The sequence below is a fragment of the Breoghania sp. JC706 genome (assembly GCF_037026715.1).
In the GTDB taxonomy this organism is placed as follows: Bacteria; Pseudomonadota; Alphaproteobacteria; order Rhizobiales; family Stappiaceae; genus Breoghania.
On the sequence record NZ_JBANCG010000001.1, the window covers coordinates 500785 to 518380 of the forward strand.

The window sequence follows — 17596 nt, forward strand, 5'->3', positions numbered from 1 at the left end:
TTCGCACGATTTACCCCGGGCGCCACTGGCCGCATGGTGGTCTCGGCCGGGAGTGACGGCATCGGGAAATCGCCAAGATGCTGGTTTTCGATCTCAAGACCCTATGTTAGGGAGATGACCGGCTTGCGCCGAAGGGGCGACCACCGGCGGCCGGGACGCTTCGAACGGACGGGAATGGCGGAGCTGTCGGATTTTCCGAGGTGGCGTGTGCGAAGCCAGTCCTTCGCGGCACCGCTTTCTGCGGAGCGCATGTTCGAAAGCGCGGCGTTCGCGGAGCAGGGCGTTCGAGAACATGACTGGGGTATGAGGAGCAGGGCATGAGCCAGTCCACCCGTTTGTCTGCCGAGCTTGCAAGCCACGATCCCGTCTGGGACCGTCTGCGCGGGGAGGCGCAGGAGGCGATCGAGCGAGAGCCGGGGCTTTCCGGCTTCATCATGGAAAACGTGCTCAATCACGACAGTCTGGAAGACGCGGTCGTTCATCGGCTGGCTGACCGGCTCGACCATCCGGCGCTTTCGGGCGCGCTGATCCGCCAGACCTACCGGCAGGCGCTGGCCGACGAGCCGGTGCTGGGCGAGATCTTCCGGGTCGACATCATGGCCGTCGTCGACCGCGATCCGGCCTGCGACCGCGTCATCGAGCCGGTCCTCTATTTCAAGGGCTTCCACGCGCTGCAGGCGCACCGGCTGGCCAATTGGCTCTGGCGGCGGGGGCGGCACGACTTCGCGCTCTACCTGCAGTCGCGCACCTCGGAGGTCTTTCAGGTCGATATCCATCCGCAGGTGCCCGTCGGGCGCGGCATCTTTATCGATCACGCCACCGGCGTCGTCGTCGGCTCCACGGCGGTGATCGAGGACGATGTCTCGATCCTGCAGGGCGTGACGCTCGGCGGCACCGGCAAGAGCGACGGCGACCGCCATCCGAAGGTGCGGCGCGGCGTCTTGATCGGCGCGGGGGCGGAGATCCTCGGCAATTTCGAACTCGGCCATTGCTCGCGCATCGCGGCGGGGTCTGTTGTATTGTCGCCGGTGCCGCCCAACACCACGGTCGCCGGCGTGCCCGCCCGCATCGTCGGGACCTCGGGCTGCGCGGAGCCTGCACGCTCGATGGACCAGCTCTTCGGTGAAAAGCCTGAAAAAGACGAGTCCTGAGGGGTGGCAAGGGGCCTGTGACGTGATGTAGACCCGGGGGCGAGAGCGTTCGCGGACCGCGGGCGTGAAAAGACCCCTTAAGGAGAGGCACCTTGAAGCCAGACGAGATCCGCAAGCTCGAAGCCTATCTGAAGAAGACGTTCAATGTGCCCGCGCTGCAGGTGCGCGCACGGCCGCGCAAGGACGATTCCGCCGAGGTCTATCTCGGAGAGGAATTCATCGGCGTGATCTATCGCGACGATGAGGACGAGGACCTGAGCTACAACTTCCAGATGGCGATCCTGGAGATCGATCTGGACTGAGACCGTGATACGCGGACAATGGCTCCGCGCGCATCCACGATGCGGCGGCACCGGATGGTTCCGGGCCGCCAGCGCGTCCCGTTCCGTCGCATCCCACCGGAACCCGGCGTGTCCTATCGGCGGTCTTCCCGCGCCGTGTGCTGTTTCACCAGGAAACCTTTCGCCAGATCCGTGACCGAGCGGTCGAGCCGGCCCCAGTCGGCGAGCCGTTCGCGCGGAAAGCGGTAGGTGAGCGTCAGCCCGTGGGCGACGGGAATGCGGCGCAGGCAGGTCGCCTCCCGTATGTCCCATTTCTGGCAGCGTGCCGCGTAAGGCGTTTCGTCCGCCGATCTGAGCGAGGCCGCCTCGTAGACGATTTCCTCGCTGGCATGCGCGCTTGACGGCGCAAAGGCGCGCGCGACCAGGCCGCCGGCGACAGGATAGATCTCCGGGCGAAGCGTCTCGTCGCCCGCTAATCCCGCGTCCGTCTGCCGGCCATCCGCCGCGCCGGCTGCCTGCCTGCCGGCATCGCCCAGCGCGGCATTGCCCGCGTTCGTCACCGCGGTGCTTCCCTTTTCCATCCAGATCCGGATGAGCGACCGGTCACCCTTTTCGAAGAGAGCGGCGCTGGTGCTGTCGTAGCCGGCCAGCGTCGGCCAGCGCACGGTGAGGTCGAGCCTTTCCTGCACCCCGCCAGAACGCTGGTCGAAATTGCTGATCATGTTCGCCGGAACGCTCATGTCATGGCCCGCAAGCGAAAGGGCCACCGGGGCCGTTTGCGTCGTCCAGCGCGGCGGGGTCGGGATTTCGCCGAGCGTGACCACCCGGTGGGCGATCATCGCGATGCCGGCGATCGACAGAAGCGCGATGAGCGTTGGCAGTTGCCAGCGACTGACGGGGACCGGGTCGGGGATGACGAGGGGCATGCGGCCGGAGCCGACCGGGGCGAGAGATTGCGTCCCGGTGCGATGCGCTCGTCCCGTTTCGGGACGTGCAAACAATCTTTTCATGCCGCCTTGGCCACTGTTTATCGCCTGTTTTTTGCCTTGCGGGCAGGCATGGCTCTTGCTTAACGAGTCGTAAACGTGGAGTTTGTCCGAGTCGACTTTGGCTCTTTAGCGTTAACAAGAGGTAAACGGCGTGCTCACGCAAGCGCTCACCGCAACCTATGCGATCTGTATCGGCTTCGTGCTGGCCGGCCTGATCGGGAGCTTTTTTCAGCTCGTGACGGATCGCGCGCCGAATTTCGATTTCGATGCGCGCTCAGCCATGGATTTCGCCTGGGGCATGGTCATGTGCATTCTCGCGGGCCCGTTCATCATCATGCGGCACGCCATTCGCGGGCGCCGCGTCGAGCGCCGGCCGATCGGCTGGCTGGTGGCGAGTTCCACCATCGCCGGCATGTGGAGCCTTTTTTCCGGCATTCTCATCCTCAATATCGTCTTCGTCGCGCTGACGTGAATGCTCGCGCCAACGGGGGCTCACGTCTGCCGTTGCATGGTTGAGGGAGAGGAGAGGCCGGGGCCTTCCGGGCCGGGCCTTGAGACAGAACAGTGGGCGGGAGCACTTGTCTCCCGCAAAGGGGGGGCCGGCCCGCCTTGGGGGAGGCGAGCCGGCCTACGCATAACCGGTCTGGGGACGGGACGGGGGAAGCGACCTGGTTATGCGGTTCCGTTATCCCGTGACGATCGGCGCTCCGTCCCATGCGCCGCGCCGGGTATCCGCGGCGATTACCGCGGAATGCTCGCGACTGCTCCGACGCGATCGTCGTTGATGGCTGTCCAGCGCCCGGCATTGGTCGCCGACTGGCGCTTGATGTAGCGGTAAGGGGTGCGATACCACGGCAGCACCGCCTCGATCTGGTTGTCCAGAACGAGATCGCCGCGATCGGTGCGAACGGTGAGCACCGCGTGGCCGCCGCCGTCGATGTCGCGTGCCACGGTGATCAGCAGCGATGAGGGCGACCAGCCGCGGCTGATCAGGATCCGCCGCTTCAGCAGCGCATAATCCTCGCAATCGCCGGCATCGGTGGGATAGGTCCACACCTCGGCCTGGTGATAGAGCTCCTCGTCGGAAACCGGCTTGATCCTGCGGTTCACGTCGGCGTTCACCTGGAGCAGCTCGTCCCAGCGTGCCCGGCTGAGCGGCATCAGCTGAGGCCGGTTCGCGGTCGGGCCGCATTCCCCGCGCCAGTGCTTGCAGAACTCCACATGCCCCACGGGCGCGGTGGTCGCGCCGGATGCCCGCATGAACGGCTCCGATCCCTCCGCCGCTCTGCCGAACTCCGCAAGACCTGTGCTGAATACGATCGCGACAGCGACCGCAAATAGAATTTCCCCATACTTCATGTCAAACCATCCCCGTTTGATTGGTTTGACACTAGCAATTGTCTTTTTATGTCGAGCTAAACTTAAAAATAGAAGTGAAATCGAATTGAGAGATAATAGTAATTGAGTTTTATGCGATTTTTATAGGATTTTTATTTGATTTTTCGGAAAACAAGACGCGAATTTGATTCAAATTTTATCCATCGAGGCGGCGTGCGGCCTTGAGGCCGATGAGGTGACGCGATGATGGCAAGGGAAGGGGGCGCGGCGGGCCGCAAAAGGGACGGGGAGGGTCGTGACCGGAACGGTCTGCCGGCCAAAAAACGGGAAATGGTGCTGTGCTTTTTTCCTGAAATTTTCGTCAAACGACCGGAGATCGCGTGCCCGTCCGGGGGCAAACCCGCGGGCCTTTCACGCCATGGGCGGCGTGGATGATATCGCGACTGGCATTGCTTCGGCCGTTGGCGGTTCAGTCCGGCATCGGACCGGAGCGGCAGGCCGGGCAGTTTCTGAAGGCGTGTCGTTTTGGAAAATGCCGCAAACCGGCGGTGCGGTCCTGCGAGGGGCAGCGGCTCGGGCTGCGGTTCGGCTTTTGGGCGTGTCGGGCGAAGTGTCCGTCATGCCGCCGCGATCCGGTCAGGATGCCGGTCGTCTTTCCTGATGCTTTCCGTTCGCAGGCGCGAACGGCGCTCCGTCTCAGGAAATCTGGTCTTTGATGATGTTGATGTCCTTGACCGCGGCGAACTCGACCGCGATGCCTTCTTCGGTGTGGCGCACGACGCGGGCGCGCATCTTGCCGAGGACGATCGGCGTGCCGATGGCCGGCTTGACCGTGGTGGCGAGGGCCGCGCCCGACAGCGACACATCGATGACGCGGCAGGTGTATTCGCGGCCGTCGGCAAGCTCGATGCGCGAGACGGAGTTTTCCGGCGTGAAGCGATCGTGACGACGGTCTTCCGGCAGGTTCAGCTCGTGCCGGTTGGCAAGCCAGGTGAGCTGGTTGGCAAGCTTGTCGCGCTTGCGCGCCGTGGCGTTCACGGTCATGGCGAAGCCGCCATCGAAGGTACGCACGACCTTTCCTTCGATCCGGCCGATGTGATCGATATAGGCGATGATCCGTTCGCCCACCTCAGCCGTCATCGGAGCGACGACGGCGGCGCCGCCGGGCGACATGTTGATCACCTGGCAGGGGTACTCGCGCCTGTTCTCCAGCATGAACCGCCCGAGCAGGCTCACCTTGACCCGCTGGAAACGCCGCTTGTCCGGCGTCTTGCCGGCAAACTGCGCCATGCGGTTGTTGGCTTGCGGGGCTGTTGCCTCGGGGGCGAGCGTGGCCTGAGCGGGCGCCATCCGGGAAAGATCTCCTATTCGACCGCCGCTCCGTATTCGCGTCTGGGCGTTCTCGGTCGCTAGCCTAGGAGCAGCGACGTTAACAACCGGTTAGATCATAACTGAATATCGTCATTAATTGGCATTTTGCCGCTGCGATCTTCGCTGCCGCTAGGAAAGAAAAAAGCGATGGTGGCACAGGATTTCGGCACGATCGTTGTCGCGTCTATCGCGCGATCTGCGCGCGCCCCGGTCGCGGCCGGCTCGTCTCAGGCTTCGGCCTGGCTCTTGCCGCCTTCGTAGACGGTCAGATGCCCGACCCGGCGGTAGGCAAGCTGCTGGGCCGGCGTCGTGACGATGGCATGCGCCTCGTTGCCCGCGCCCACCTTGCGCAGGAAGAAGGGCTGCTCGTCCGGCCATATCAGCCGCAGGCTCGAAATGCTCTGCTTCACCACGGGATGGATTCCCACCCAATAGGGCTTTTCCATCATCGTGCAGCTGCCCAGGATCCGGGAATAGCCCTGATCGCGCATGCGCAGAGGCAGCAGCAGCACCTCCATGCCCACTGTCTGGCCGCGGTCTGTGCGCCCCTCCACGCCGAGCACCGCGGCGGCGGCATCCTTAGTGATGGCCTGAAGCATCGTCTCCATCGCCTCGTGGTCCTTGTCCGTCCACATGCGCAGGAAATCGCGGCCCTTCAGTTCGCGGCAAAAGGCGGCGCACATGCGCGTGCCCGCGAGCCGGAAGCGATAGGTTTCGTCTTCGACGGCTTCCAGAATGAACGTGTCGCCCAGAACCGTGCGGATGTCGCCAGGCTCTATCTCGCTGCGCTCCGGCGCCGGCTTGGATCCGCGAAGCCGGTTCCAATAGTCGTAAAGCGCCTGCGTCGTGGCGTGTTTCATGTCTCGATGCCTCACTCGGTGTCCATTTCCGGCCGCCGCTTGTGTTGCGCTGTCCCAGGTACGTGTCCCGGTCTGAGCCGGTTCGACGTTCAACGCGGGACTCGGTGGCGGTCTGGAATGGTTAAGAGCAGGTTACATGCCAGCACCGTTTTGGACATCAATTCCGTCGGGTTTACCTGCCATTATGGTTAACAACCGGGGGTAGTCTGTGGACAGCGGCGAAGCCGTGACGTGTCTTGACGATTGTCTCCGCCCTCAAGCGCGCCTATGTGGTCAGGGACTTCACCTTGCAACGCTTCCTGTCGGGCAGCCACGATAGCCACGACCGCCCCAAGTCATCGCCCCAAGCCACTGGCCCAAGCCACTGGCCCAAGCCACTGGCCCAAGCCACTGGCCCAAGTCACTGGCCCAAGTCACTCGCCCAAGTCACAGCCCCGGAGCCGTCTTCCATGCAGGACCCGAAAGACCCCATCGCCGACGATGATTCCGATCAGGGAGGCGGGCCCGCGAACGAGTTTGGCCAGTGGACCGCCCGCCCGATGCTGAACGAGGATCGGCGCCCGCCTGCGGGCGAGCCGCTGTTCAACCTTCCCGGCGTCGTTCTGGCGCTGATTGCCGTACTCGCCGGTGTCCACCTTCTGCGCGTTTTCGTCTTCACGCCGCAGACCGACTACGAGTTCCTGCTGGAATTCTCCTTCCTGCCGCTTCGCTATGCTTCGCCCGAGGTGCTGGCGCAGGCGCTCGGCGGGGCGACACTTCCCGGCGGGGAGGGCGCGAAGGTGTGGACTTTTCTCACCTATGCCTTCCTGCACGGGTCGTTCACCCATCTCGCCTTCAACGCATTGTGGCTTGCCGTCTTCGGCTCGGCGCTTGCCCGCCGGTTCGGCACAATGAGGTTTCTTGGCTTTTCCGCCGTCACCGCTATCGCAGGGGCTGCGGCACATCTGGCCACCCATTTCGGCGAACCGATCCCGGTGGTCGGCGCCTCGGCGGCGATTTCGGGTCACATGGCGGCGGTGGCCCGTTTCGCCTTCGATCACGGCGGGCCGCTCGGCATGATGCGCGGCAACCATCCATCGGCCTATCGTCAGCCGGCGACATCGCTCGCCCGGGCGCTTTCGAATCCGCAGGTGCTGACCTTTCTCGCCGTCTGGTTCGCGGTGAACCTGATTTTCGGCATGGGCTCACTGTCGTTCGGCGGGAATTCTCCGACCATCGCCTGGGAGGCCCATATCGGCGGTTTCATCGCCGGACTGGCGCTTTTCTCGCTGTTCGATCCGGTGCCGCGCCGGCGCTGAGCAGGAGCGATAGCCCTACGTTCGGACCGTCGGTGACAATGCTGTTCACGAACGCGCTCTTTTTTGAGACAATCCTGACGTAACGGCGGGTCCGGAAACGGTGCCGCCGGCGGGTGAGGTTTACGGGAGCGGCCTTGCCCGGTCCGTCGAAGGCGGCGTCAGCGTGGCGTCGTCCGGTACGTGCTGAGGCAGGGCGCTTTGCGGGCCCCGCATCCGCAGGTCTTCGGCCACCCCGAAAGGCTGCTCCAGGAGGTCGATCTTCAACCGAACAGGAGTGGAGGAAGCGATGACTGTCGGCGCAATCTTGAACGAAAAGGGCAATTCGGTCTTCTCGATCAGGCCGGAGGAGACCCTCGAGGACGTCTGCAAGCTCTTGCTGGAACATCGCATCGGCGCGGTGATGGTGCTGGACAAGAATGACGGCATTGCCGGTATCCTGTCGGAACGCGACGTGGTGCGGGCCGTGGGGCGCGATGGCGATGCGGCCCTGAAGCGTCCGGCCGCCGATGTCATGACCACGAAGGTGGAAACCTGCATCGAGGACGACACCATCAACCAGGCGATGGCGCGCATGACCAAGGGCCGCTTCCGTCACCTGCCGGTGACGCGGTCGGGCCGGATCATCGGCGTGATCTCCATCGGCGACGTGGTGAAGTGGCGGATCGAGCAGGTCGAGCGCGAGGCGGAGGAAATGCGCTCCTACATCGCCATGGCGTAAGGCGGTCCAACCGCCGCGAGGACGCCCGTCATTGGCGTCCTTCGCCGCGCGAACGGCTGTCATCCCGGCAGAGGCGGGGATGACAATCGTATGCGACGAAACGAAAAGAAAGACGGCGCTGCTGCGCGCCGCTCAATCCTTGCCGTAGACCTCTTTGGGATCGTAGACGCGTTCTTGCGTGATCGAGAGTTTCGTTTCGGCCGAGGCCGACTTTCCCAGCTCCACCGTGCGGTAGAAGCACGAGCGGTAGCCGACGTGGCAGGTCGCGCCGTTGCCGGCCACGCGCACCTTGATGAGGATCGCGTCCTGGTCGCAGTCGGTGCGCATCTCCACGACCTGCTGCACCTGGCCCGAGGTCGCGCCCTTCTTCCAGTATTCCTGGCGCGAGCGGCTCCAGTACCAGGCCTCGCCCTCCTCGATGGTGCGCGCGAGCGCACCCTCGTTCATGTAGCCGAGCATCAGCACTTCGCCGCTGTCGGCATCGGTGACGATGGCGGGCATCAGGCCGTCCGCATCGAATTTCGGGCGTAGGATCGCGCCGGTCTCGGTTTCGGCCTTGTCTGTCTGCGGGGCGAAGCGGGTCTCGGTCATGCGGTTCTGTCTTGCCTTGAGGGACGACGGAAGAGCGCGCTCAGCGGCGCACCAGCATCATGAAGCGGGCCTGTTCGGCCGGGTTCTCGCGGAAGACGCCGGTAAAGCGGGTGGTCACGGTCGTGACACCCGCCTTTTGCACGCCGCGCAGCGACATGCACTGGTGCTCCGCCTCGATCATCACGGCCAGACCGCGGGGCTGAAGTGCGGTCTCGATCGCGGCGGCGATCTCCGCGCTCAGGTTTTCCTGCGTCTGCAGCCGACGGGCATAGACGTCGATCACGCGTGCGAGCTTCGACAGGCCGACCACGCCGCCCTTGGGATAGTAGGCGATGTGGGCGTGCCCGATGAAGGGCACCATGTGGTGCTCGCAGTGGGAATAGAACGGAATGTCGCGCAGCAGCACGATGTCGTCGTAGCCGTTGACCTCGTCGAAGGTCGTGCCGAGATAATCGGCCGCCGCCTCGCCATAGCCCTTGAAGAATTCTTCATAGGCGCGGATCACGCGCTGGGGCGTATCGAGAAGGCCCTCGCGGGTCACGTCCTCGCCGACATAGGCCAGAAGGGTGCGCACGGCCTCCTCGGCCTCGGCGCGGGTCGGACGCGGGCCCGTGTCCGGTCGCTGTGCGGCCTTGTCGTTGTCCTTGTTGTTGGCGGCTTTCACGACGGCGTCCATTTCGGACCTCTCCATCTGGGTTTGTCACGTCCGGCGCTGGCCGGGGCCGGCCGCATCCATATATAGAAGATAGACCGGACAAGGCGAAGCGGCGGGCCTTGCGTCGAAGCGACGTGCGACAGGCCCGCCCGGTTTCCCTATATAGACTGTCGTGCCCCCAAGTGAAGGCGGGGGCCGTTTTCGAGGCGAGCATGATTGACGATATCTATAACAGCCGGATCCTCGAACTGGCGGGCAACATCCCGCGGCTCGGGCGGCTGGACGATCCTGACGGAAGCGCCAAGGCCCATTCCAAGCTGTGCGGCTCGACGGTGGTCGTGGATGTGAAGGTGGAGGACGGGGTCGTCACCGACTTCGCCCACGACGTGAAGGCCTGTGCGCTGGGCCAGGCGTCCTCCTCCATCATGGCGAGCCATGTGATCGGCGCGACGGCCGAGGAGTTGCACGAGGTGCGCGATGCCATGCGCGCCATGCTGAAGGAAAACGGCGCGCCGCCTCAAGGCCGGTTCGCCGAGTGTGCCGTGCTGGAGCCAGTGCGCGACTACAAGGCGCGACATGCCTCCACCATGCTGACCTTCGAGGCGACGGTGGAGGCCGTCGACCAGGCGCTGGCGAAGGCCGGCGCCGGCGCGGCGGCGGGATCGGACGCCTAATGCGTCCTCGTCCCGCCTGCCTGTCAATGTGTTGCGATCCTACTCGGCCGCTTGCGCTTCCGCTTCCTTGACCACCTGCCGTTCGCTTCGCAAACCCTGAACGATGGAATAGCAGGCGAGCAGCAGCACGATGGTGAACGGGAAGCCTGTGGAGACCGCCATGGCCTGAAGGGCGGTCAGTCCGCCGCCGAGCAGAAGCGCGATGGCGACCAGTCCCTCAAAGCTCGCCCAGAAGACGCGCTGCGGCGTCGGGGCTTCCACCTTGCCGCCCGCCGTGATGGTGTCGATCACCAGCGAGCCGGAGTCCGACGACGTCACGAAGAACACAATCACCAGAATGATACCGATGAAGGACGAGATCTGGTGCAGCGGCAGCTGTTCCAGCATCACGAAGAGCTTGAGCGGCAGGTCCGCATCGGTGACGGCCTGGTAGCCCTGGTTGACGACCTCGTGGATCGCCGTGCCGCCGAACACCGTCATCCAGAAGACCGAGACCAGCGAGGGGATCAGCAGCACGCAGGTGATGAACTCGCGCACCGTGCGCCCGCGCGAAACCCGGGCGATGAACATGCCGACGAAGGGCGACCAGGAGATCCACCAGGCCCAGTAGAAGGCCGTCCAGCCCTGGCGGAAATTGTCGTCCGCACGTCCGACCGGGTTCGACAGCGCCGGCAGGTATTCGGCATAGGCGATCAGGTTGTCGAAGAAGCCGCGCAGGAGCGCCATGGTCGGGCCGGTGAAGAGCACGAACAGCAGCAGCAGCGCCGCCAGCACCATGTTGATTTCCGAAAGCCGCTTCACGCCCGCATCGAGGCCGGCGACCACCGAGGTCAGCGCCATGCCGGTGATGATGATGATCAGCACGACCTGCATGGTGGTGTTGTCGGGCAGGCCGAACAGGAAGTGGAGGCCGGCACCGGCCTGCGAGGCGCCGAAGCCGAGCGAGGTGGCCAGCCCGAACAGCGTGGCCAGGACCGCGAGAATGTCGATGATGTGGCCGGTCCAGCCCCACACGCGCTCGCCGAACACCGGATAGAAGACCGAGCGCATGGTGAGCGGCAGGCCCTTGTTGTAGGCAAACAGTGCCAGCGCCAGCGCGACAATCGCGTAGATCGCCCAGGGGTGCAGGCCCCAGTGGAAGATGGTCGCCGCCATGCCCAGCTTCTCGGCCTCGGCGATGTTGCCGGGGGCTCCGCCGAGCGGCGCCCAGCTCTCCGGCGAACCGGCGGCCGCCGCAACCGACGTGCCGTAGTGGGTGATCGGCTCGGACACACCGTAGAACATCAGCCCGATGCCCATGCCGGCGGCAAACAGCATCGCGAACCAGCCCGAATATGAATATTCCGGTTCTGCCTCTGTGCCGCCGAGGCGCACCTTGCCCAGAGGTGAGACGACGAGCACCAGGCAAAGGATAACGAAGACGTTGGCGGCAGAGAGGAAGAACCAGTCCAGCGAGGCGGTCAGCCAGTTCCTCAGGTCGCTGAAGGCCGGACCGAGACTGTTCTGGAAGGCGAGTGTCACAAAGACGAAGGCGACGATGGCAAGCCCCGAAATCAGAAAGACGGGGTTGTGGATATCAAGGCCGAAGGGCCCGATCTGGGGCTGGATGTTGTCCTGGCCGATCTCGTATTCGGTGTCGATGACGTCGGCTTCCCCATCGGGGACTAGGGCAGACTGGTCGTCGCTCATGGGCGTCTCTCTCAATTCTTGCCGGCAATGCGAGCCGGTTCAGATGCTGGCGGTCAGGGGATCAGTCGCGGATCACGAAGACCGATACGGGCGCGTGTTGCGCGAGGTAGCCGGCGTTGGAGGCGAACAGGTATTCCGGCGCCCCCGGCGCATGGGTTGCCATGACCACGAGGTCGACGCCGTTTTCCTTGATCGCGCGGGCGAGCGTGGTGTCGAGATCGCGGGCCGGATCGTGGCTCGTGTAGGCGCGCGCCTCGGCCTCGATCCCGCGCTCCTTCGCCTGGGCCTGCCCGAACGCCTGGAGCTTTTTCGCAAATTCTTCCGGCGTGCGGGCGACTGGGCCGGGCAGGGCGGACGAGATGCCGACATAAAGGATCGGAGCCTCGTAGTGGCGCGACAGATCCGCCGCGACGCGCAGCGCCTTTTCCAGTTTGTCTGCATGGGCCAGGTCTACCGGAACCATGATCTTGCTGTACATATAATCCCCCTCCGGTTTCAGGCGCCGAGACGCCTCTTCCGGGTTTATAGAACGCATAGAATGCAACTTGAGTTCCAAGCGGATACGGAAAAATATTCATAGCCGGTCTGGCTATATTTTTCAATGCGGCGGACGTAAGTTGTAAATAACAAATAGAATTACAGATATACTTATAGATACAAAAAAATCTATATATAACTATAGGTAAGATCCAGGTTGAAATGTGAAGTGTTGACCTGTTTTTGACACGTATTTGCCACAATTCGTGCCAGTGCTTTTCCAGCAGTGGGGCAGCAGGTCATGTCGGCACTTGACCGGGCGCGAGAGGCGTGATCGATGGGCCGCAGGTTCCTGCGGGAGGGTTCATGAAGACCGTCGCGATCCTGTTGATCCGGTTGTACCGCTACACGTTCTCCGCTCTTTTCGGGCGTTCCTGTCGGTATCAGCCGACATGTTCGTCCTATACGGAGGAGGCGATCGTCCGTTTCGGCCTTTGGCCGGGCGGCTGGATGGGGCTGGCGCGCATCCTGCGCTGCAATCCCTTTGGTGCGAGCGGCTATGATCCCGTGCCCGACGATGTGCCCGGCAACGCGCACTGGTACATGCCCTGGCGCTACGGCCGCTGGACGGGGCGGCATATCGATCCGACGACGCGTATCGACCTGCCGTGAAGTGGGCGCGCCGCCACGGTGCATAAGCGTTTGCGCGGGAGCGGTTTTTTCCGCGAAATCCGAAACTGCTGTATAATGCGAGCGTTCTGGGCCAGGCGGGGGCGTGTCGTCCCGTCGGGGCCCCGTTCGCATGAACATTGCCGCATGCCATTGCAGGCCCAGAGTTTCCGCTCCGATCCCATGCTCAGCTCGCCGTCTCCGGCTTCCGTCAGATCCGCCCGTCCTAACGACCTGGAAGCGCTCGTGGCGCTGGAGGCGCGCTGCTTTTCCGGCGACCGCATCAGCCGGCGCAGCTTTCGCCACATGCTCAAGGTCGACAGCGCGCAGATCCTGGTGGCCGAGACGGAGGGGCCGGCCGGGCTGGGGCTTGCCGGTTCAGCGGTGCTCCTCACGCGCGCGGGCACCGGGCTGGCGCGGCTCTATTCGCTCGCCGTCGACCCCGACAGGCGCGGGCAGGGCATTGCGCGGCGGCTGCTGGCGGCCTGCGAATGGGCGACGCTTGCGCGCGGGCGGATCGTCCTTCGGCTGGAGGTGCGGCGTGACAACGCGGTTGCCTGCCGGCTTTACGAGGCGGCGGGCTACCACCGCTGCGGCAGCGTGCCCGACTATTACGAGGACGGGGAAACCGCGCTGCGCTACGAGAAGCTTCTGCATGATGCCGATCTCGCGCGCTCTACGGTGCCCTATTACAACCAGTCGACCGAGTTCACCTGCGGTCCGGCCTGCCTCGCGATGGCGCTGAAGCATTTTCTGCCCGAGACCGAACTCGACGAGACGCTGGAACTCAGGCTGTGGCGCGAGGCGACGACGATCTATCTCGCATCCGGGCTTGGTGGCTGTGGTCCCTACGGTCTGGCGGTGGCCGCCGCCCGGCGCGGACTCGACGTCGAGATCCGTCTCAATACCGACGATTTCCTGTTTCTCAATTCGGTCCGCGATCCGGAGAAGCAGCGCGTCATGATCATTGCCCAGCAGGACTATCGCGATCAGGCCGAGGCGATGGGCATTCCCGTTTCCGGCGAGCCGCTGTCGCCGCGGGATCTCGCCGCGGCGATCGCTTCAGGGGCCGTCGCGATTGTGCTGATCTCCGGCTACCAGATGTTCGGTCGGCGCGAGCCGCATTGGGTCATCGTCCATGCGGCCGATCCCGACCATCTCGTCATCCACGATCCCTGGCTCGAATACGAAGGCTTCGAGAGCGCCACGGATTCCTCCTCCCTCCCGATTCCGGACGCCGCATTCGACCGCATGGCCCGCTGGGGCCGTGCGGGCGTCCGGGCGCAGATTCTCCTCAGAAAGGCTGCCTGATGGCCGCATGGGTCATCCTTGTCGATCACGCCAAGGACTTTTCGAACGCGGAAACTCCGCACAAGGTCATGACGGTGCGCGAATACATCACGAGCCCGAGGCTCTTCCGGGGCGCGCACCCCACCATCGTCAATCTCTCCCGGTCCTATGCCTATCAGGGCGCGGGCTATTACGCCTCGCTGCTGGCGGCGGCGCGCGGTCACCGTGTCATCCCGAACGTGGAGACGATGGTGGACCTGTCGCGCAAGACGCTCTACCGCATCGCGCTGCCGGAACTGGAGGACACGCTCAACCGCGAATTGCGCGGCCAGGCGGAACAGGACGAGGGCACCTTCCGCATCACGGTGTGCTTCGGTTCGGTGCGCGAGGTCCGCTACATGCGGTTCGCGCGGTTGCTGTTCGACTGGTTTCGCGCGCCGCTCATCCAGGTGACCGTCAAATGCGGCGAGTGGTCGACCATCGACCGCATCCGCACCGTCTCCATTCACGATATTTCCGATGAGGACCGGAATTTCTTCCACGAGGCGCTGGAAGTTTATTCGCGCCGCTCTTGGCGTGCGCCCAAGACCCGGGCCCAGCTGAAATATTCGCTCGCCGTTCTGCGCAATCCGAAGGAGGTTCTGCCGCCTACCTCCGCCGCTTCGCTGCGCTATCTCGCCAAGCTCGCCCAGCGCCACGGCGTCGAGGTTGTGGAGATCGGCAAGGACAACTACCACCAGCTTGCCCAGTACGATGCGCTGTTCATCCGCGAGACGACCTCGATCGACAACCACACCTACCGCTTCGCCAAGCGCGCGGTGCAGGAGGGGATGCCGGTCATCGACGACCCGGTGTCAATGATCCGCTGCACCAACAAGGTCTATCTGGCCGAACTTCTGGAAGCGCACGGCATTCCGACGCCGAAGACGGTGATCATGAGCTCGCTCAAGGATGTGCCGAAAATGGAGGAGCGGCTGGGCTATCCGGTCGTGCTGAAGATCCCCGACGGCTCGTTCTCGCGCGGGGTCTTCAAGGTGGAGGAGCGGGCGGGGGCGGAAGCGCGGCTGAAGGAGCTGTTTGAGGAGTCCGATCTGGTGCTCGCGCAGGAATTCTGCCCGACCGAGTTCGACTGGCGCGTCGGCGTGCTCGACGGCGAGCCGCTGTTTGCCTGCCAGTACATGATGGCCAAGAAGCACTGGCAGATCATCCATCACGAGAAGGGCAAGCCGTCGGTGGAGGGTGATTTCCGCCCTTGCGCGCTGAACGAGGCACCGCCGGAGGTGATCGACAACGCCGTGCGTGCCGCGCGCCTCATCGGGCCGGGGCTCTATGGCGTCGATATCAAGGAGACGGACGGACGTTGCGTGGTCATCGAGGTCAACGACAATCCGAACCTCGAACACGGCGTGGAAGACGCGGCTGAGAAGGAATTCGTCTGGAACCGGCTGGTGCAGTGGTTCGTGCGCCGGCTTGATGAGCATTATTCGGGGTAGGTGAGCGGGAGGAGACCGTGGGCGCTTCGCGGCACTGGTTCTCAGGGTTGGCCAGACGTTCAGTGCGGGCAATGCCGGAAACGTCCTCTTCCATCTCCCTCACGCCGACGGCATCTTCTTGCCGTCCCTGATTTCCGCCGCCTTGCGCCTCAGCCGGGCGAGCGGCTCGGGGCGGACCTTCTCGATCGCCTCCTGGCGGCCAGCCGCCCCTGCGGCCGCGCGGATCTGTTCGCGCAGGCGTTCGCGGTCGCGGTGGCGCACGTCGGCGATCGTCTCCTCGATCCGCGCCTCGTCCAGCCCCAGCGCTTCAAGTGCGTGAGCGCCGAGACGCACGGCGGATTCGAACGTCTCGCGCACCTCCGCATCGAGGCCCAGATTGGCGACCTGGATGGAATGGATGCGGTCATACGTGCGCGCAATCAGCTTCGGTTTCGGAAACTCGCGCCGGATCATCTCGATCATGCCGACCGTCTGTTCCGGCCGGTCGGAGCAGATGGCGATGAGGTCGGCGCCTTCTGCGCCCGCCGCGCGCAGCACGTCGCGGCGCGTTCCATCGCCGAAGTGGACGCGCGTGCCGAACCTGCGGGCCTCGCGGATACGGTCGGGATCGTTGTCGAGCAGCGTCACCGACGCGCCGGCGGCCAACAGCGACTGCGTCACGACCTGGCCGATGCGGCCGAAGCCGATGACGAGCACGTTGCCGCCTGCGTCGGAAAAATCCTCGTCGATGGTTTCCGGCACCGTGCGGCCGTCGATGAGGGGGCGCAACCTGTCGGCGAAAGGGGCGGCGGCCATGGAGAAGGAAATCACCGCAACGAGGATGGAGGCGATGTCGTGCGGCAGAACCCCGGCGCCGGCGGCGGTGGAAAACAGCACGAAGCCGAATTCGCCATGCTGGCACAGCGACAGGGCCGCTAGCCGCGAGCAATGAGGCGGCAAGCCACCGGCGCGCAGCACGAAATGCGTGGCAAGGCCCTTCAGCGTCATGAACAGCGGCACTGCCAGGAGAATGAGAAGCCAGTTCGCGGCCACCACCCGCAGGTCGAGCGAAATGCCGACGGCAATGAAGAACAGGCCGAGGAAGAGCCCGCGGAAGGGTTCGATGTTGGCCTCGACCTCGTGGCGGAAGGAGGATTCCGACAGCAGGACACCCGCGATGAAGGCGCCCATGGCGTAGGACATGCCCGCCATGTCCATGACGAGGGCGGCGGCGATGACTGTGGCCAACGCGCTCGCCGTCATGATCTCCGGCAGGCGGGTGCGTGAGAGCAGCCGGAAGATTGGCTCCAGCAGGTATCGCCCGACAAGGACCAGAAGCGCGATGGCGCAGGCCGCGATGGCACCGCTTGTCAGCGCATCCGTCAGGCTCGGCTCCTCGCCGTGCGGCGACAGCATGCGGACCAGCAGCAACAGCGGTACGATGGCGAGATCCTGAAACAGCAGGATGTAGAAGGCGACGCGGCCATAGGGCTCGGCTCGGTCGCCGTGTTCGTCCAGCATCTGCATGACGAGCGCTGTGGAGGAAAGCGCAAGGCCGGCGCCGATGACGATGCTCGCGCTCCAGCCGAGGCCGTAGAGATAGGGCGGCAGGGTCATCACCGCGCCGCAAACCGCGACCTGCGCCAGCCCCAGCCCGAAGATCTTGCGGCGCATGGTCCAAAGCTGGGAAGGTTTCAGTTCCAGCCCGATGACGAACAGGAACAGCACCACGCCGAACTCCGCGAAATGCAGCAGTTCCTCCGCCGGCACGTCGAAGTTGAGCGATAGCCCCGAGCCGACGCAGACGCCGGCTGTTAGATAGCCCAGCACAGTGCCGAGCCCCAGGCGCCGGAACAGCGGCACCAGCACGCAGGAGACGACGAGCAACGCCAGAGCCTCCCAGAAGAAGATCTCGACATGGTCGGGGTGGTACCAGGGCACGGCGCGCGCATCTCCGATAAGGCAGGGAAGCCGGAAAATGGAAGGTAGCCGGCCCGTTGCAAGTTTGCATCGCCGAATATTTTCGGAAAAAAAGCGGAGGCGGGGGCGCGCTGTCCTTGCGCGAGGCGGGTG

General features: G+C 64.4%; 18 protein-coding genes. 9 read left to right on the forward strand and 9 right to left on the reverse strand.

Going from position 1 to position 17596, the window contains the following annotated elements:
- Nucleotides 1-317: 317 nt before the first annotated feature.
- Both cysE and V2L18_RS02135 read left to right on the forward strand, forming a co-directional pair.
- On the forward strand, nucleotides 318-1151 hold the full coding sequence (gene cysE, locus V2L18_RS02130) for a serine O-acetyltransferase (protein ID WP_336176158.1): 834 nt from the start codon (nucleotides 318-320) through the stop codon (nucleotides 1149-1151).
- Nucleotides 1152-1243: 92 nt separating this feature from the next.
- Nucleotides 1244-1453 (forward strand): DUF3126 family protein, encoded by a 210-nt coding sequence (locus V2L18_RS02135; protein WP_336176159.1) that lies wholly within the window; start codon nucleotides 1244-1246, stop codon nucleotides 1451-1453.
- A gap of 113 nt (nucleotides 1454-1566) precedes the next feature.
- Here the strand turns inward: V2L18_RS02135 and V2L18_RS02140 are convergent, their stop codons facing one another.
- Nucleotides 1567-2358 carry a hypothetical protein gene (locus V2L18_RS02140; protein ID WP_336176160.1) on the reverse strand — a complete coding sequence of 264 codons (792 nt, stop codon included), beginning with the start codon at nucleotides 2356-2358 and terminating at the stop codon, nucleotides 1567-1569.
- Nucleotides 2359-2572: 214 nt separating this feature from the next.
- On the opposite strand from V2L18_RS02140, the gene V2L18_RS02145 reads away from it, so the two are divergent.
- Nucleotides 2573-2893, forward strand: coding sequence for a hypothetical protein (locus V2L18_RS02145; protein WP_336176161.1), 321 nt, complete (start codon nucleotides 2573-2575; stop codon nucleotides 2891-2893).
- 269 nt (nucleotides 2894-3162) lie between these two features.
- On the opposite strand, the gene V2L18_RS02150 is transcribed toward V2L18_RS02145, so the two are convergent.
- The 3 genes from V2L18_RS02150 to V2L18_RS02160 all read right to left on the reverse strand — a co-directional run bounded on the left by V2L18_RS02150 (nucleotide 3163) and on the right by V2L18_RS02160 (nucleotide 5990).
- A complete protein-coding gene (locus V2L18_RS02150; protein ID WP_336176162.1) occupies nucleotides 3163-3681 on the reverse strand; it encodes a transglutaminase-like cysteine peptidase in 519 nt (172 codons plus the stop codon).
- A gap of 774 nt (nucleotides 3682-4455) precedes the next feature.
- Nucleotides 4456-5049 (reverse strand): PilZ domain-containing protein, encoded by a 594-nt coding sequence (locus V2L18_RS02155; protein WP_336176375.1) that lies wholly within the window; start codon nucleotides 5047-5049, stop codon nucleotides 4456-4458.
- A gap of 308 nt (nucleotides 5050-5357) precedes the next feature.
- Nucleotides 5358-5990 carry a PAS domain-containing protein gene (locus tag V2L18_RS02160; RefSeq protein ID WP_336176163.1) on the reverse strand — a complete coding sequence of 211 codons (633 nt, stop codon included), beginning with the start codon at nucleotides 5988-5990 and terminating at the stop codon, nucleotides 5358-5360.
- Nucleotides 5991-6439: 449 nt separating this feature from the next.
- On the opposite strand from V2L18_RS02160, the gene V2L18_RS02165 reads away from it, so the two are divergent.
- Nucleotides 6440-7288: a rhomboid family intramembrane serine protease gene (locus V2L18_RS02165; RefSeq protein WP_336176164.1), complete on the forward strand. Its 849-nt coding sequence runs from the start codon at nucleotides 6440-6442 to the stop codon at nucleotides 7286-7288.
- A 286-nt stretch (nucleotides 7289-7574) separates the two neighbouring features.
- A complete protein-coding gene (locus V2L18_RS02170) occupies nucleotides 7575-8006 on the forward strand; it encodes a CBS domain-containing protein (protein ID WP_336176165.1) in 432 nt (143 codons plus the stop codon).
- A 132-nt stretch (nucleotides 8007-8138) separates the two neighbouring features.
- On the opposite strand, the gene hisI is transcribed toward V2L18_RS02170, so the two are convergent.
- Nucleotides 8139-8597: a phosphoribosyl-AMP cyclohydrolase gene (hisI, locus tag V2L18_RS02175; protein WP_336176166.1), complete on the reverse strand. Its 459-nt coding sequence runs from the start codon at nucleotides 8595-8597 to the stop codon at nucleotides 8139-8141.
- 40 nt (nucleotides 8598-8637) lie between these two features.
- Nucleotides 8638-9273: a GTP cyclohydrolase I FolE gene (folE, locus tag V2L18_RS02180; RefSeq protein WP_336176167.1), complete on the reverse strand. Its 636-nt coding sequence runs from the start codon at nucleotides 9271-9273 to the stop codon at nucleotides 8638-8640.
- Between the two features lie 191 nt (nucleotides 9274-9464).
- Between folE and V2L18_RS02185 the strand changes: the two genes are divergently transcribed.
- A complete protein-coding gene (locus V2L18_RS02185; protein ID WP_336176168.1) occupies nucleotides 9465-9926 on the forward strand; it encodes an iron-sulfur cluster assembly scaffold protein in 462 nt (153 codons plus the stop codon).
- 39 nt (nucleotides 9927-9965) lie between these two features.
- On the opposite strand, the gene V2L18_RS02190 is transcribed toward V2L18_RS02185, so the two are convergent.
- Nucleotides 9966-11615: a BCCT family transporter gene (locus tag V2L18_RS02190; protein WP_336176169.1), complete on the reverse strand. Its 1650-nt coding sequence runs from the start codon at nucleotides 11613-11615 to the stop codon at nucleotides 9966-9968.
- A 61-nt stretch (nucleotides 11616-11676) separates the two neighbouring features.
- Nucleotides 11677-12093: a universal stress protein gene (locus V2L18_RS02195; RefSeq protein ID WP_336176170.1), complete on the reverse strand. Its 417-nt coding sequence runs from the start codon at nucleotides 12091-12093 to the stop codon at nucleotides 11677-11679.
- A gap of 365 nt (nucleotides 12094-12458) precedes the next feature.
- Between V2L18_RS02195 and yidD the strand changes: the two genes are divergently transcribed.
- The 3 genes from yidD (at nucleotide 12459) to V2L18_RS02210 (ending at nucleotide 15544) form a co-directional block, all read left to right on the forward strand.
- Complete coding sequence (gene yidD / locus V2L18_RS02200) at nucleotides 12459-12764, forward strand: membrane protein insertion efficiency factor YidD (protein WP_336176171.1); 306 nt, start codon at nucleotides 12459-12461, stop codon at nucleotides 12762-12764.
- A gap of 144 nt (nucleotides 12765-12908) precedes the next feature.
- Nucleotides 12909-14072 carry a GNAT family N-acetyltransferase/peptidase C39 family protein gene (locus tag V2L18_RS02205; RefSeq protein ID WP_336176172.1) on the forward strand — a complete coding sequence of 388 codons (1164 nt, stop codon included), beginning with the start codon at nucleotides 12909-12911 and terminating at the stop codon, nucleotides 14070-14072.
- Complete coding sequence (locus V2L18_RS02210; protein ID WP_336176173.1) at nucleotides 14072-15544, forward strand: RimK family protein; 1473 nt, start codon at nucleotides 14072-14074, stop codon at nucleotides 15542-15544. The genes V2L18_RS02205 and V2L18_RS02210 overlap by 1 nt, the downstream gene beginning before the upstream one ends.
- A 99-nt stretch (nucleotides 15545-15643) precedes the next feature.
- Here the strand turns inward: V2L18_RS02210 and V2L18_RS02215 are convergent, their stop codons facing one another.
- Nucleotides 15644-17464, reverse strand: a complete 1821-nt coding sequence (locus V2L18_RS02215; RefSeq protein WP_336176174.1) for a monovalent cation:proton antiporter-2 (CPA2) family protein — start codon at nucleotides 17462-17464, stop codon at nucleotides 15644-15646.
- Nucleotides 17465-17596: the final 132 nt, after the last annotated feature.

Bases quoted from the DNA above. Each gene is read 5' to 3' on its own strand.
- cysE (WP_336176158.1), top strand. From the start codon at position 318: ATGAGCCAGTCCACCCGTTTGTCTGCCGAGCTTGCAAGCCACGATCCC.
- V2L18_RS02140 (WP_336176160.1), bottom strand. From the start codon at position 2,358: ATGCCCCTCGTCATCCCCGACCCGGTCCCCGTCAGTCGCTGGCAACTG.
- V2L18_RS02150 (WP_336176162.1), bottom strand. From the start codon at position 3,681: ATGCGGGCATCCGGCGCGACCACCGCGCCCGTGGGGCATGTGGAGTTC.
- V2L18_RS02155 (WP_336176375.1), bottom strand. From the start codon at position 5,049: ATGGCGCAGTTTGCCGGCAAGACGCCGGACAAGCGGCGTTTCCAGCGG.
- V2L18_RS02160 (WP_336176163.1), bottom strand. From the start codon at position 5,990: ATGAAACACGCCACGACGCAGGCGCTTTACGACTATTGGAACCGGCTT.
- V2L18_RS02165 (WP_336176164.1), top strand. From the start codon at position 6,440: ATGCAGGACCCGAAAGACCCCATCGCCGACGATGATTCCGATCAGGGA.
- V2L18_RS02170 (WP_336176165.1), top strand. From the start codon at position 7,575: ATGACTGTCGGCGCAATCTTGAACGAAAAGGGCAATTCGGTCTTCTCG.
- hisI (WP_336176166.1), bottom strand. From the start codon at position 8,597: ATGACCGAGACCCGCTTCGCCCCGCAGACAGACAAGGCCGAAACCGAG.
- folE (WP_336176167.1), bottom strand. From the start codon at position 9,273: ATGGACGCCGTCGTGAAAGCCGCCAACAACAAGGACAACGACAAGGCC.
- V2L18_RS02185 (WP_336176168.1), top strand. From the start codon at position 9,465: ATGATTGACGATATCTATAACAGCCGGATCCTCGAACTGGCGGGCAAC.
- V2L18_RS02190 (WP_336176169.1), bottom strand. From the start codon at position 11,615: ATGAGCGACGACCAGTCTGCCCTAGTCCCCGATGGGGAAGCCGACGTC.
- V2L18_RS02195 (WP_336176170.1), bottom strand. From the start codon at position 12,093: ATGTACAGCAAGATCATGGTTCCGGTAGACCTGGCCCATGCAGACAAA.
- yidD (WP_336176171.1), top strand. From the start codon at position 12,459: ATGAAGACCGTCGCGATCCTGTTGATCCGGTTGTACCGCTACACGTTC.
- V2L18_RS02205 (WP_336176172.1), top strand. From the start codon at position 12,909: ATGCCATTGCAGGCCCAGAGTTTCCGCTCCGATCCCATGCTCAGCTCG.
- V2L18_RS02210 (WP_336176173.1), top strand. From the start codon at position 14,072: ATGGCCGCATGGGTCATCCTTGTCGATCACGCCAAGGACTTTTCGAAC.